We start from the raw sequence: 13,838 nt of genomic DNA on the forward strand, positions 1-13,838 counted from the left end.
GATAATGAGCGTCGAGATGCTCTCCTCCCCCATCAGCGAGCCGGCGCCTCCCAGCGCCCGCCCGGCGAAAGGCGACGAAATCGACCTTGGCGCCATCATGGCCGCGATCAAGCGTCGCCGGGGGACGATCCTTGGCCTGGCCGTGGCATGCACCGCGATCGGGATCGGCGCGAGTTACGCCGTCAAGCCGACCTACTGGTCGGAAGCCGTCGTCTCCCTGAACGTCCGCGGCGCCGCCGTCACCGACAATCCCAGCGTGATCGCCGACCTCAAGGTCGACAACTCGATCATCCGGGGCGAGATCGACATCGTGACCTCGCGCACCGCCGCGGGCCGCGTCGTCGACGCTCTCGGCCTGAAGCCGGAGCCGGTGGCCGAGGACAATGGCCTGATCGCCGGCGGTCTCCGTCGGATGGGCCAGGCCGTCGTCTCCAGTGGCCTGTTCGACCGCGTCGCCGGGCTGATTGGGCCGAACGAGACGATGGACAAGCTGCGCCGCGGCTTGGCCGAGCCGCCGGCGGCCCCGGTCGTGGTGGCGCAGGACCCGCGCGAGCAGATGATCAACACGCTGCTCAACAATGTCAGCGCCGCCAATGATGGGCGCTCCTACAGCATCCGGATCGGCTACAACGCGACCACGTCGGAGCAGGCGGCGACCATCGCCAACGCCTTCGCCAACGAATACCTCAAGATGCAGCGGGACGAGAAGGTCCGCGAGACCGTCAACGCCAACGAATGGCTGAAGCGGCAGGTTCAGGTCCTGCGCGAGGACGTCCTGGCGGCGGAGACGCGCGTCCAGAAGCTCCAGGAGACCGCCGGCCTGACCGATGCGACCCGGGGCGGTTCGGCGGCCAGCCAGCAGATGGCCAGCCTGAACGTCCAGTTGGTCGCCGCCCGCGCCGCCGTCACCCAGGCGGAGGCCAAGCTGCGCTCCGGCCAGGACATGGCCCGGACGCGCGGCGGCATCGACAGCGCCGCGGCGGTGCTGGAAAGCCCGATGCTCCAGTTGCTGGCGCGTGACCAGACCGAGATCAAGCGCAAGATGGCCGACCTGTCGAGCCAGTACGGCGATCGTCACCCGACGATCATCGGCCTGAAGAGCGAGCTGGCTTCGGTCGATCAGCGCATCAAGGTCGAGATGGACCGCACGGTCCAGGCCCTGACCAACGATGTCGCGGTCGCCCGCGCCAGCGAGCAGAGCCTGCAAACCCGACTGCGTCAGCTGGAATCGAACTACGCCGACGGCGCCAAGATCGAGATCCAGGTCCGTCAGTTCCAGCGCGAGGCCGACGCCGCCCGCGAGCTGTACCAAAGCTTCCTCCAGCGCATGAAGGAAACGGGAGCCCAGGCCGAGTTGGCGCGTCCCGACGCCCGGATCATCTCCGACGCCGTGGAATCGCCGTTCCCCGCCTTCCCGAACCGCAAGCTGTTCGCCGTCATCGGCTTGGTCATGGGCCTGTTCCTGGGTCTGTTCATCGCCTTCGTGGCGGAGAACATCCAGCGGGGCTTCAATGACCTGGACGACCTGGAAGGCGAGACCGGCATCCCCGGCTTCGGCAGCATCCCGCTGGTCCGCCGCCGCGGCAAGCGCAGCCCGGTCGACTACCTGCTGGAGAAGCCGATCTCGGCCTATTCGGAATCGCTCCGCACCGTCCAAAGCCTGATCCACAGCGTCAGTCAGAGCCGGACCGCCCGCGTCATCCTGGTGACCTCGGCGGTGGCCAGCGAAGGCAAGTCGACCTTTTGCGTCTCGCTGACCCGCCAGCTGGCATTGGGTCACCAGAAGGTGCTGCTGATCGACGGCGACCTGCGCCGCTCCCGCCTGCTGGAAGTGCTGCCCGGCAAGCCGGTGGCCGACCAGGCCGAGGCTCCGGCCGACCTGATCGAGGTGCTGGAGGGCAAGCGCGAGTTCGGCGACGCGATCCATGTCGACGAGGCGACCGGCCTGCACTATCTCGCCACGTCCCGCCACGAGCAGAACCCCCAGCGCCTGCTGATGGGCCGCTCGATGCAGAACGTCATCACCCAGGCGCTCCGCCACTACGATCTGGTCGTGATCGACGCCCCGCCCGTCATGGCGGTGTCCGACGCTCTGGTGCTGGCCCGCTACGCCGACGCCAGCCTGCTGATGGTCCGCTGGAACAAGACGTCGCGGAAGCTGGTGCTGGACGCCGTCAAGCGCCTGCGGGTCAGCGGAGTCAAGGTTTCCGGCGCCGTGATGACGATGGTCGACCAGAAGAAGAAGGCCAAGAGCGGCTACGAGGACTACAGCTACCGCAACCCCTACTACGCGGACTGACCCTCCCCCTGTCCAAGCGGCCACCGGGCCCTGAAACACGGAACGCCGGTGGCCGCTAGAAAGGGGTATATCCTACCCGACATAAATGAGTACGCGGAAGAGCGATGCCGATCTCTTCGTGACCCGCGATATTCATTAAATAACAATCTAAAATAAATACGAGCCAAATAGACAGAGAGGCAAGTTCGTCATGCCGTTCGACAGTAGCGGTTTCCTGGTGGAAAAAGCGCGCGTCGCCGTGATCCACGACTGGCTCTACACCTATGGTGGCGCCGAGCGGGTCCTGGAACAGATCCTCGCGGTCTTCCCCAACGCCGACGTTTTCAGCCTGTTCGACACCCTGCCGGAAAGCCAGCGCGGTTTCCTCGGCGGGCGCAAGGTCAAGACCTCCTTCATCCAGAAGCTGGTGCGCGGCAACGGCAACCACCGTATGCTGCTGCCCCTGATGCCGCTGGCCGTCGAGCAGTTCGACCTGTCGGATTACGACCTGGTGATCTCCAGCTCCTACGCGGTCGCCAAGGGCGTCATCACCGGCCCCCGGCAGTTCCACGCCAGCTACGTCCACTCGCCGATGCGCTACGCCTGGGATCTGCAGCACGAATACCTGCGGAACTCCAAGCTGACCTCGGGCCCGAAGGCGTGGATCGCCAAGATGCTGCTGCACAAGATGCGGCTGTGGGACATGCGGACGAGCAACAGCGTCGACGCCTATGTCGCCAATTCCAACTTCGTCGCGCAGCGGATCTGGAAGCTTTACCGCCGCCCGGCCAAGGTGATCTCGCCGCCGGTCAACCTCGACCGCTTCAAGCTGGGCGAGCGCAAGGGCGACTTCTATTTCACCGCGTCGCGGCTAGTCCAGTACAAGCGGATCGACATCATCGCGGAAGCCTTCTCCAGAACGCCGGAGCGGCGTCTGGTGATCGCCGGCGAGGGACCCGAGATGCGCAAGATCCAGGCGCTGGCGGGTCCCAATGTCGAGATCCTGGGCCATGTCGACGCCGAGCGGCTGACCTCGCTGATGCAACAGGCCAAGGCCTTCGTCTTCGCGGCCGAGGAGGATTTCGGCATCGTTCCGCTGGAGGCGCAGGCCTGCGGCACTCCGGTGATCGCGTTCGGCCGGGGCGGCGCCCTGGAGACGGTGCGCGGCCTGCTGAACTCGACCCAGCCGACCGGCATGTTCTTCAACCGCCAGAACGCCGACAGCATCGTCGAGGCGGTCGACCTGTTCGAGCAGATGGCGTCCCGGATCACGCCGCAAGCTTGTCGGGCCAACGCGCTGCGCTTCAGCGAGCAGCGTTTCCGCGAGGATCTGCTGGGCTTCGTCGGCCAGGAATTCGAACGGTACTTCCAGCATTACGACGGTATTCGGCCGGAACCGATGATCGAGAACGATTGGGCCGAGAAACGGCTGATCACCCATCCCGGCCACGCGGCCTGAAAGCGTCGGACTTCGGGGTGGAAGACAAACGAGCGCCACAACACTGCTTAGAGGGCATCCATGGTCATGCCCGAGGGGATAATCATGAATTTGGGTGAAGCCATCAACGGGAAGGTCAACGGCGGTTCGATCAATGGATCGGCGCTCAACGGGAACGCCTTGGCCGCGGACAAGACCACCGCTTCCGCCAGCGCGTCGATCCGCGCCGCGACGCCGCCCGTTGCCAAGCAGACCCTCAAGAACCGCCTGATCGAACCGGTCGGTCCCGTACCGTTCAACCGCGTCTTCCTGACCGGCGAGGAGAGGTCCAGCCTCTCCACGATCTGCGAGGGCAACAACGTCGCGACGGACGGCAAGGCGTCGGCCCGCGCCATCGAGGTGTTGAAGTCCCGGCTGGGTCTGCGCCACGTGCTGCTGACCCCCTCCTGCACGCTGGCGCTCGAAGCCATGCCGCGCGTGCTGGGCATAGGCCCCGGCGACGAGGTCATCATGCCCTCGTTCACCTTCTGCTCGACCGCCAACGCCTTCCTGCTGGCCGGCGCCAAGCCGGTCTTCGTGGACGTGCGGATCGACACCCTGACGATGGACGAACAGGCGATCGAGGCCGCGATCACGCCGCGCACCAAAGCGATCTGCGTCGTCCACTACGCCGGCGTCTGTTCCGACCTCGACCAGATCGCGGCCATCGCGGCCCGCCACGGCATCCCCATGGTGGAGGACGCGGCGCAGGGCGTCGGCGCCTTCTACAAGGACAGGGCGCTGGGCGGCATTGGCGACATGGGATCGTACAGCTTCCACCACACCAAGAACCTGATCTCCGGCGAGGGCGGCGCGCTGCTCATCAACAATCCGGAACTGGACGACCTCGCCTGCAATTACCGCGACAAGGGCACCAACCGGCGTCAGTTCTTCCGTGGGCAGGTCGACAAATACACCTGGGTCAGCCCCGGCTCGTCGCTCGCCATGAGCGAGATCGTGGCGGCCTACTTGGCGCCGCAGCTAGAAGCCATGGACCTGATCACGGCGCTACGCGGCGCCGCCTACAATTACTACGCCCAGGGCCTGCGCCGTCTGGCCCGGAAGGGCCTGCTGACGCTGCCGGTGATCCCCAGCTACGCCCGCAGCAACTACCACATCTTCCACATCCTGCTGGAAAGCCAGGACACCCGCGACCGGCTGCTGGATTTCCTGCGCAGCTGCGGCGTCCAGGCGACCACCCACTTCGTGCCGCTCCATTCGGCTCCGATGGGTGTCGCCCATTGCAAGACCTCCGGCCCGCTGCCGGTGACCGAGCACGCCGCCGCCTGCATGCTGCGCCTGCCCCTCTTCGCCGACATCACGCGCAGCGAGCAGGATAAGGTGATCGAGGCGATCCGCGCGTTCTTCCAAGGCTGAGCCAACTAAGGCCGGGCGCCCTCCAACGGGGGCGCCCGCATCCATTCCCCCCTTCGGGTTCATTCGGGACAATTGCTTTGATGAAGGCGTTGCGGTTCATATTCGGCGGCGGCAGCGTCGCCGCCGCCATCCAGACATTCGGTGCCCGGGTGATCATCCTGGGCATGAACCTGCTGACGGGCATCGTCACGGCGAACCTGCTGGGTCCCGAAGGGCGGGGCGCGCAAGGGGCCATGGCCTTGTGGCCGGCGGTGCTGATGCCGATCCTCGCGATCGGCCTGCCCATGTCGCTGACCTATAACTGGCGGAAGTCCGAACGGTTCGGACCGGAGTTCTTCTACGCCGCCATCGCCGTCTCGGTCGTGGTCGGCACCGTGGGCGGTGGCGCCGCGGCGCTGCTGATGCCGTGGCTGCTGGAGGCTTACGACCCCGGCGTGATCGCCGGTGCCCAGGGGCTGGTGCTGATGATGCCGCTGATGCTGTGCAACACCTTGGTGTACAGCGTCTACGAGGCGCTGGGCCGGTTCCGCTGGATCAACATCGTCATGATGGGCCAGACGCTGGCCACGCTGCTGCTGCTGATGGCGCTCGGCTACATGGGTGAGCTGACGGCGGTGCGCAGCGCCTATTGCTACGCCCTGCCGCCGCTGGTCTTCGCCTTGGTCTCCGGTCTGCGCTTGCTGCCCCAGATGCCGATGCGGCTGACACGGCTGAAGGCGACGTTCCGCCGGCTGCATGGTTACGGCTGGCGCTCCTACGGCATCGAGTTCCTGGGCGTGATCTCGGCCTATATCGACCAGCTGCTGCTGGTGGGTCTGCTGGCTCCGGCCGAGCTTGGCGTCTATGTCGTGGCCGCCAGCCTCGCCAAGATGCTCCACATGATCAGCGGTTCGGCGGCGGTCGTGCTTTTCCCCAAGGTGGCGGCGCAACCCTTGGAGGACGTGATCGCCTATGTCTCGCTCAGCTCCCGCGTGGCGACGACGGCGACCGGCCTGGTGGCGCTCGCCATCGCCGTGGCGGCCCCGGTGATGCTGCCGTTCATCTATGGCGAGGAATTCCGGCCGGCGATCCACATCTTCCCGATCCTGCTGGCGGAAGCGGTCCTGACCGGCAGCATCCGGATCATCGGACAGGGCTTCATGGGCGCCGGACGCCCTGGCGTGATCGCCTGGGCCCAAGGCGTCGGTCTCGTCTGCGTCGTGCCGCTGCTGTGGGTGCTGGTTCCCACCTATGGCGTGCTGGGCGCCGCCATGTCGATGCTGCTGGCGACCATGATCCGACTGGGCTTCATTGCCGCCAGCTACGAATACCTCCTGCGCCGCCGCATGCCCGGCCTGCTCATCAGGCGCAGCGACGTGAGCTTCCTCTACCGCCGCTTCGTCGCCTGAGTCCAAGTATTTGACCCCGCGTTCCTCCCGTCATCGCCCGTTGGAGTGGCATCCCATGAACGAATTGATCAGCGTCTGCATTCCCGCCTACGGCAAGCGGTTCCTGGCCGACACCATGGCGGCGCTGCTGAAGCAGGATTACCGGCCGTTCGAGATCGTGATCGGCGACGACAAGCCGAACCCCGACAACGAGGCGCTGCTCGCCTCGCTCCAGCCAGGGGCCGGGATCACGATCCGCTACATTCCCAACAAGGTCCGGCTGGGACAGGCGGGCAACGTCAACATGCTGTTCCGGGAGGCGCGCGGCGCCTGGATCATGATCATGCATGACGACGATTTCCCGCTGCCGGGCGCGCTGTCGGCTCTGCACGCCGGCGCCACGCGCCATCCCGGCGCCGCCGTGGTCTATGGCAAGGTCAGCATCGCCGACGCCGCCGGCGAGATCGACCGCGACGCCACCGACCAGTGCAACCGCGACTTCGGCCGCGGACCGGAGCGTGCGGGCGCCCAATCCTCTGCGCTGGCGACCGCCACCGACGGCCGCATCCCCCACAACGGCTTCCTGGTCCGCGCCGACTTGGCCCGCGCCGTCCGCTACAAGGGCCGCGATGTGGTCGGCGACGTCTGCGACTATGATTTCGGCATCCGCCTGGCCCTGGCCGCGCCCAACGCGCCCTTCGTCTTCGTCGACCACGACGCCTCGGCCTGCCGCCGCTGGGGCGGCCAGATCTCGTCCGAGTCGCGGAGCGGAATCTTCGCGCTCTCGATCCTGACCCGCCTGGATGCCAAGAGCGCCGAGGACAAGGCCGCCGTCAAGCGCGCGATCGAACGCCACGCCGCCATCGCGCTGTGCGAACATGCCCGCGCCGGCAACCGCAAGGCCGCGGCGAAGCTGCTGCTGTCGCGCGCCTACTGGAAACGCGCCGGCCTGGGAAAAACCAGCCTCGCCCAAGCCGTCTTCCACGGCTTGCTGATCGCGTCGCCCGAGGCCGCCGAAAAGGTCATGAAGCGCCTGAGACTGGGCCGCCGCGCGCGGGTGTCTGAAATGGCGATGGGGTAATCGGAAGGCTTTGGGCTTTCCCAAACCGGACGCGGGTGATCCACCGCGACTGAAAACGGCGGACCTTCCGCATGGGAGGTGAGGGTCGAACGACGTTGCGACACGATGGATGCCAATGGCAACGCGGCGTCCGGAGCCCCCGTCCGCGATGAACAGGACCACCGGCCATTATGAAAAGCTCCTGGATCTCAATGCTGGTGAGATGTGTTTCGGGGTTGATGGTCGGTCCCTAATCCGCCGGGGACGGCACACCACACGCTCGATCACGCGCAAATTCCTTTCCGACTTCCCCATCAAGAAAAGAAAACACAACTTCTCCGGAGCTTCATTGTTGTGAAAGTTGCAATTTGTCTATACAGGTTTCCCCTAAACAAACATTATTGGGGATGCACCACCCTCAAACCGGCGTCGCCAGTCGATTGGCCACACACCGCTGAGCCCCCATGACGTGTCGGCGCAACCAGCGTCTTCCCACCAGCACATTGTGGCACCTCGCCCAGCGGTTGACGGTTGGTACACCGGCTTCTTTGGCATGAGCTGACAAGGCTCCCGCCTAGAGGAGAAGCCGACCACCTCACGCGGTCGGGATGGTGCCGCCGTCGATGACGTATTCGGTGCCGGTGATCGAGGCGGCGCGGGGGGAGGCCAGGAAGGCGATCAGGTTGGCGACCTCGGCGGGCTTGGAGGGGCGGCCGAGGGGGATGCCGCCGAGCGAGTCCATGATGATCCGCTTGCCGCCCTCATAGTCGGTGCCCGCTTGGTCGGCGAGGCGTTCCGCCAGGGCGACGGAGGACTCGGTCTCGATCCAGCCGGGGGAGACGCGCACCACGCGCACACCTTTTGGCGAGACCTCCTTCGACAGGCCCTTGCTGTAGGTTGACAGCGCCGCCTTGGCCGCCGCGTAGGCGAGGGTGGCCTCGGGAAGCGGGAGCTGCCGCTGGATCGAGGTGACGTGGATGATGACGCCGGAGCCTTGGGCGATCATGCCCGGCAGCAAGGCGCGGTCCAGCCGTACGGCCGGGAACAGGTTGAGGTCCAACTCCTTGTGCCAGTCGGCCTCGCCCAGTGCCGCGAAACCGCCACCGGGAGCCGACGAGCCGCCGAGACCATGGACGATGACATCGACGCCGCCCAGCCTGTCCCCGACCGCGGCGGCGAGCGTGTCGCAGCCCTCCACCGTCGTCAGGTCGGCGGCGACGAACAGGTCCTCGGGGAAGCCGTCCGGGCGGGAGCGGGCCGTGGTCAGCACGCGGGCGCCTTGGTCGCGGAACAGCGCCACCGTCGCGGCGCCCGCTCCCCGCGTGCCGGATGTGATCAGGACGCGCAGGCCCCGGAGTTGCAGGAAATCGTCCATCAGATCGTCTCCAGGGACAGGATCGCGCCGCCTTCAAGGCCGGCCTCCAGGAGGAAGCGGAAATCGAGCGTGACGGGGCTGCCGGGGAAGTCGCCGGTCACCTCGCAGGTGACTATGGTGGCGCCATCGCGCTCGGCGCTGTGGAGCGGCTTGAGGGTGTGATTATACTTGCGCTTGGTTTCGGCTTTCCAAGTCTTGATGGCGGGCAGGCCGTGATGGACTTGGCCCTCGTCCCGAACGGTCGCGTTTGGGGCGAAGCATGTCGACAACGCGTCGACGTCGCCGGTGTTTTCGGCGGCGATATAGGTTTCGATTGGTTTTGGGAGCCGCATCGACGGTTCTCCTTTCTCCAGGATCATGGCGAATACTTCGAGCGGGAAAGTCTGGCTCGGTCGTTGCTTGAACCGGAGAATGGGGCTAGGCTTTCCAGATGACAAGAACGCACGGAAAAGTTTGGTACTTACCTCTGGGTGAGGTGCCAAGCAGGGTCACGATCGGGATGGTGGGCGATGGCGGGTAAGGTCGAGCACACGGCGATGTCGGCGGCGAGCGGCGTCGAACAGGCGTTCAAGCTGCTGGAGGGGCGGTGGAAGCTGCTGATCCTGTTCCACCTGTTCGGCGGGCGGCTGCTGCGGTTCTCCGATCTGGAGCGCGCCATTCCGGCCATCTCGCAGAAGATGCTGATCCAGCAGCTTCGCCAGATGGAGCGGGACGGCATCGTCGTGCGGATCGTCCATCATCAGGTGCCGCCCAAGGTCGAGTACGGGCTGACCGAGTGGGGGCAGGCGCTGTGTCCGGCGCTGGACGCGCTGCTGACCTGGGCGGGGCAGCGGGTGTGTGTGGATGAGGGGGAACCTGTGGGGGAGTGAGGGTCGGGGAGGTCTTGCCCGACCCTCGGAGCCGCGTTGGGGTTCGGGAGGGATCAGAACGGCAGGATCAGGCGGCCCCAGGCGCGGGTGTCGGTGCCGCCATAGTTCTCCTCCGTGACGGTGCGGGTCAGGTATCCTTGCAGCGTCAACTGGCTGAAGTTGTAGCCGACCAGACCGCCCAGCGCCAATTGGCTCTGCTTCTCATAGGTCGCCGTCGGGCTGGTGACGTCCCATGACGCGAAGCCGACCGGGCCGACCGTCCAGTTGCCCAGCGTCTTGGTGGCGGTCAGGTCCAGGTTGACGAAGTCGGGGTTGATCGTCTTGGAGACATCGCGGGTCGAGATGCCGTAGATGCCGTTGGCGGTCAGGTTCCAGCCGTCGTTGGTGTAGCTGACGGCCAAGCGCTGGTTGATGTTGGTGCTGTCGAAGCCCAGCTTGTTGCCGACCGGAAAGTAGACACCCAGCAGATAGCTGACGCCGAAGCCGTCGCCGAGGTCCCAGGCCAGCTGGCTGGCGAGGAAGGGATTGTACATGCCATTCTCGTGATCGGCGTTCTGGACGCCGACCTCCAGCGCCGGCAATGCCGCCAGGAGCTGGAGCCGGGCTCCGGCGATCTTGGTGGGTGTCGCCCAGGCGAGCACGGGAATGTTGACGCCCAGCGTCACGTCGGCGGCGCCGTTGTCGCCCTTGCGGACACCCCAGTTGAAGGTGTCGACGAAGTAGACGCCTTGGGGCAGCGGGGCTCCGGTCGCCAAGCCAACGGTCTCGCCCGGCTGGGTGACGGAACCGGCGGAGGCCGGCGAGGCCGTCAGGGACAAGGTCGCGGCGCATAGGGCTCCCATGGACAGCGCGGCCACGGACAGGGCCGCCGCGCGGACGGCGGCGAGTTTCTTCAGCATCGTATTCCCCCCTTCAAAGCATTTGATCGGCTCGCTTTTCAAATCCTCGCGTGGCTACGCTCCCGCCCAATCCAGTGGAATGGGCGGGTTCGCGAGTAAATGCCGGCTTGGCACCTTGAAACGACCGCTAGGGGTAATACGAAATATGGCATAGTGAGGATATACTACTTTATGGTCACGGCTGGTCGGCGCCTCCCGACGCGCCGTAGACCTCTCCGGTGATGTGGCTGGACTCGACGGATGCGGACTGGACATGGACCGGCGCCAGCTCCACCGGCTGGCCGGAGCGGCCGATCGGGGTGGCGCGGCCGAAGGCGCGGGAAGCGCTGTGCGGTGGAGTGGGCGGCATCACGACAAACCCTGTCGGCAAGGCGACAAGAGCCTGATGCGGGCGGCTCCCCGGTTGCTCGCCCGCTGCGTTATCTTGTTGTTGTGTAACGGTATTCAGCCCATGGCGTGGGCTTTGCATCCCTCGGCCGCAGCCTCTTGAAACCGGGCGATGGTCCGGCGGACGGGAAGACATGACCTGCCCGAACGCCTCAACAATGGAGTAGCGATATGCCGATAGTCACCCTCAAGCCCTCGGGCAAGACCGTCGAAGCCGCCGAGGGTTCCACGATCCTGGAAGCGATCCTGGCCTCGGGCGAGAAGTTCACCAGCAAGTGCGGCGGCGAGGCCAAGTGCGGCAGCTGCCACGTCTATGTTCCCGAAGGCCGCAAGACCCTGACGAAGATCCAGCGCCTGGAGAACGAGCGGCTCGACACCATCGTCGGCGTCGCCACCCCCTCGCGCCTCGCCTGCCAAGCCCGCATCGGCACCGAGAACATCACGGTCGAGATCCTCAGCTTCATCTGACCCACCGCCACCGTCCCCGGCGCCGTTGAAGCGCTGGGGAGGGGGGTACGGGAACGAGTTCGCCTCGACCACGAGTTTGACCACCACGTCGCGGCCTGATAGCAGTTTCCTTCTGGGAACTCCTGGGAGGCGGCATCACCATGACATCCGGCAAACCCGGCGGCAAACCCGGCGACAAAGCCGGCGTGATCGCGCCGCCACCGTTGCTGTTCGCGGGTGCGGTCGTCCTCGGGCTGGTGCTGGATCGGTGGGTGGTGCCGGCGGGGTTCGGGCTGCCGGACATGGCGCGCCAAGGCGGGGCGGGGGTGCTGGTGGTGGCGGGGCTGGCGCTGGGGGTGGCCGCGTTCAGGCTGTTCAGTCGCGCCGGCACCCATGTGGAGCCGTGGAAGCCCTCGACCGCGCTGGTGACCGATGGCGTCTACCGATGGACGCGGAACCCGATGTATGTCGGGATGAGCCTGCTCCAGGCGGGACTGGCGCTGATCTTCGACAGCGTCGCCGTGCTCGCGATGCTCGTCCCGCTGCTGGTCGTCCTGAGATATGGCGTCATCGCGCGGGAGGAGCGCTACCTCGGCGCCAAGTTCCCCGACCAGTACGCGGCCTACCGCCAGCGGGTGCGCCGGTGGCTGTGAGCGTCGAGCGGCGTCACTCGTCCTCGCGCCGTTCGCTGCGGATCGCCGTGGCGGCGCTCAGCCTGATCCCCATCCTGGCGGGAGCGGCGGGCGTGCTGCTGGGGCCGGCGATGCTCGGGAAAGTGTCGGCGTCGGTCGATCTGGACAGCCATTTCCGCTATCTGTCCGGCGTCTTCCTGGCGCTCGGGCTGGTTTTCCTCTCCACGGTGCCGGCGATCGAACACCACGCCGCGCGCTTCCAGCTGTCCGGATTGATGGTCATCGCCGGCGGACTGGCCCGCGCGCTGTCGTTCTGGATCCACGGGGCACCCACCTTGCCCCATCTGCTGGGGCTCGGCATGGAATTGGGTGTCATGCCTCTTCTCATGGTCTGGCAATGGAGGGTTGCGCGTCGGGACCGTGGGCGGGTCGACTAGGGGCCGCTTTTTCGTCGGCCGATACCACGGAAAAGATCGACTTTCCGGCTGTGGATATGCCATTTCTGGCGCGTAATCCGTATCACAAAGCTGGAAGTGTTCGACCATGACCGTTCCATCGACCGCTGGAACCTCTCCCGCGTCCTCGGCAGCCCGGATCGCCCCTGGCGTCGTCACCGGCGAGAACTACCGGGCGCTCGTCGCCGCCTGCAAAGCCGGCGGCCACGCGCTGCCCGCCGTCAATGTGACCGGCACGAACACGGTCAACGCGGTGCTCGAGGCGGCCGCCGCCGCCCGCTCCGACGTCATCATCCAGCTGTCCAACGGCGGCGCCCGCTTCTTCGCGGGCGAGGGCTTCCCGGACGCCGCCGAGGCGCGCGTGCTGGGCGCCGTCTCGGCCGCCCGCCACGTCCACATGATGGCGGAGCATTACGGCGTCTGCGTCGTGCTGCACACCGACCACGCCAACAAGGCGCTGATCCCCTGGGTCGAGGGCATGATCGCCCATAGCGAGGCGGAGTTCCAGAAGACTGGCCGCCCGCTGTTCAGCTCGCACATGCTGGACCTGTCCGAGGAGCCGCTGGAGGAGAACCTGGAGGAGTGCGCCCGCGTCCTCCGCCGCATGGCCCCGATCGGCATGAGCCTGGAGATCGAGCTGGGCGTGACCGGCGGCGAGGAGGACGGCATCGGGTCCGAGGATCTGGACGCCGCCGACAATTCCCGCCTGTACACCCAGCCCGAGGACGTCGCCCGCGCCTATGAGCTGCTGGCGCCGCTGGGCGACTTCTCGGTCGCGGCCTCGTTCGGCAACGTCCACGGCGTCTACGCGCCCGGCAACGTCAAGCTGCGTCCGGAGATCCTGGAAGCGTCGCAGAGCCTGGTCGCGGAGCGCTTCAAGCTGGGTCACAACCCGCTGAACCTGGTGTTCCACGGCGGTTCCGGCTCGGACAAGTCGGAGATCACCCGCGCGGTCGGCTATGGCGTGTTCAAGATGAACATCGACACCGACACGCAGTTCGCCTTCGCGACCGGTGTCGGCGAGTTCATCCTGAAGAACGGCAAGGCGTTCCAGCACCAGATCGACCCCGAGACCGGCGCTCCGTACAAGAAGCAGTACGATCCGCGCAAGTGGCTGCGCCTGGGCGAGCGCAAGATGGTCGAGCGGCTGCAGGAAGCGTTCGCCGATCTGGCGTCGGCCGGCAAGTCGGTCGCCGCCAAGTAGGACCCGAGGTC

14 protein-coding genes are annotated in these 13,838 nt (G+C 66.4%); 10 read left to right on the plus strand and 4 right to left on the minus strand.

Annotated elements, in window-relative coordinates:
* The first annotated feature begins 16 nt into the window (after positions 1 to 16).
* The 5 genes from N825_RS25335 to N825_RS25355 all read left to right on the plus strand — a co-directional run bounded on the left by N825_RS25335 (position 17) and on the right by N825_RS25355 (position 7,580).
* A complete protein-coding gene (locus N825_RS25335; RefSeq protein ID WP_198038894.1) occupies positions 17 to 2,299 on the plus strand; it encodes a GumC family protein in 2,283 nt (760 codons plus the stop codon).
* Positions 2,300 to 2,489: 190 nt separating this feature from the next.
* Entirely contained in the window at positions 2,490 to 3,737 is a 1,248-nt protein-coding gene (locus N825_RS25340; RefSeq protein WP_063833928.1) for a glycosyltransferase family 4 protein, read from the plus strand.
* A gap of 84 nt (positions 3,738 to 3,821) precedes the next feature.
* Positions 3,822 to 5,132, plus strand: a complete 1,311-nt coding sequence (gene rffA / locus N825_RS25345) for a dTDP-4-amino-4,6-dideoxygalactose transaminase (protein WP_084165060.1) — start codon at positions 3,822 to 3,824, stop codon at positions 5,130 to 5,132.
* An 80-nt stretch (positions 5,133 to 5,212) separates the two neighbouring features.
* Complete coding sequence (locus N825_RS25350; protein WP_037458264.1) at positions 5,213 to 6,520, plus strand: lipopolysaccharide biosynthesis protein; 1,308 nt, start codon at positions 5,213 to 5,215, stop codon at positions 6,518 to 6,520.
* 55 nt (positions 6,521 to 6,575) lie between these two features.
* Complete coding sequence (locus tag N825_RS25355) at positions 6,576 to 7,580, plus strand: glycosyltransferase family 2 protein (protein WP_037458266.1); 1,005 nt, start codon at positions 6,576 to 6,578, stop codon at positions 7,578 to 7,580.
* Between the two features lie 574 nt (positions 7,581 to 8,154).
* Here N825_RS25355 and N825_RS25360 read toward each other — a convergent pair.
* Together N825_RS25360 and N825_RS25365 are read right to left on the minus strand one after the other, a co-directional pair.
* Entirely contained in the window at positions 8,155 to 8,934 is a 780-nt protein-coding gene (locus N825_RS25360) for an SDR family oxidoreductase (protein WP_037458269.1), read from the minus strand.
* Complete coding sequence (locus tag N825_RS25365; RefSeq protein ID WP_051513077.1) at positions 8,934 to 9,266, minus strand: nuclear transport factor 2 family protein; 333 nt, start codon at positions 9,264 to 9,266, stop codon at positions 8,934 to 8,936. Before N825_RS25365 ends, N825_RS25360 begins: the two co-directional genes overlap by 1 nt.
* A 177-nt stretch (positions 9,267 to 9,443) precedes the next feature.
* On the opposite strand from N825_RS25365, the gene N825_RS25370 reads away from it, so the two are divergent.
* Positions 9,444 to 9,803, plus strand: coding sequence for a winged helix-turn-helix transcriptional regulator (locus N825_RS25370; RefSeq protein WP_051513043.1), 360 nt, complete (start codon positions 9,444 to 9,446; stop codon positions 9,801 to 9,803).
* A gap of 53 nt (positions 9,804 to 9,856) precedes the next feature.
* Here N825_RS25370 and N825_RS25375 read toward each other — a convergent pair whose 3' ends face one another.
* Together N825_RS25375 and N825_RS39150 are read right to left on the minus strand one after the other, a co-directional pair.
* Positions 9,857 to 10,702 carry a transporter gene (locus N825_RS25375; RefSeq protein WP_084165061.1) on the minus strand — a complete coding sequence of 282 codons (846 nt, stop codon included), beginning with the start codon at positions 10,700 to 10,702 and terminating at the stop codon, positions 9,857 to 9,859.
* A gap of 175 nt (positions 10,703 to 10,877) precedes the next feature.
* The gene (locus N825_RS39150) at positions 10,878 to 11,051 is read right to left on the minus strand and encodes a hypothetical protein (RefSeq protein WP_198038895.1); all 174 of its coding nucleotides are present in this window, start codon (positions 11,049 to 11,051) and stop codon (positions 10,878 to 10,880) included.
* A 209-nt stretch (positions 11,052 to 11,260) separates the two neighbouring features.
* Here N825_RS39150 and N825_RS25380 point away from each other — a divergent pair, with 209 nt between their 5' ends.
* The 4 genes from N825_RS25380 to fbaA all read left to right on the plus strand — a co-directional run bounded on the left by N825_RS25380 (position 11,261) and on the right by fbaA (position 13,827).
* Positions 11,261 to 11,557 carry a 2Fe-2S iron-sulfur cluster-binding protein gene (locus N825_RS25380; protein ID WP_037458273.1) on the plus strand — a complete coding sequence of 99 codons (297 nt, stop codon included), beginning with the start codon at positions 11,261 to 11,263 and terminating at the stop codon, positions 11,555 to 11,557.
* 140 nt (positions 11,558 to 11,697) lie between these two features.
* Complete coding sequence (locus tag N825_RS25385; RefSeq protein ID WP_037458275.1) at positions 11,698 to 12,189, plus strand: methyltransferase family protein; 492 nt, start codon at positions 11,698 to 11,700, stop codon at positions 12,187 to 12,189.
* Positions 12,180 to 12,605: a DUF4345 domain-containing protein gene (locus N825_RS25390; protein WP_245613231.1), complete on the plus strand. Its 426-nt coding sequence runs from the start codon at positions 12,180 to 12,182 to the stop codon at positions 12,603 to 12,605. The genes N825_RS25385 and N825_RS25390 overlap by 10 nt, the downstream gene beginning before the upstream one ends.
* A gap of 106 nt (positions 12,606 to 12,711) precedes the next feature.
* Complete coding sequence (gene fbaA, locus N825_RS25395; RefSeq protein WP_051513045.1) at positions 12,712 to 13,827, plus strand: class II fructose-bisphosphate aldolase; 1,116 nt, start codon at positions 12,712 to 12,714, stop codon at positions 13,825 to 13,827.
* Positions 13,828 to 13,838 lie beyond the last annotated feature (11 nt).

Source organism: Skermanella stibiiresistens SB22, from assembly GCF_000576635.1.
GTDB classification, from domain to species: domain Bacteria; phylum Pseudomonadota; class Alphaproteobacteria; order Azospirillales; family Azospirillaceae; genus Skermanella; species Skermanella stibiiresistens.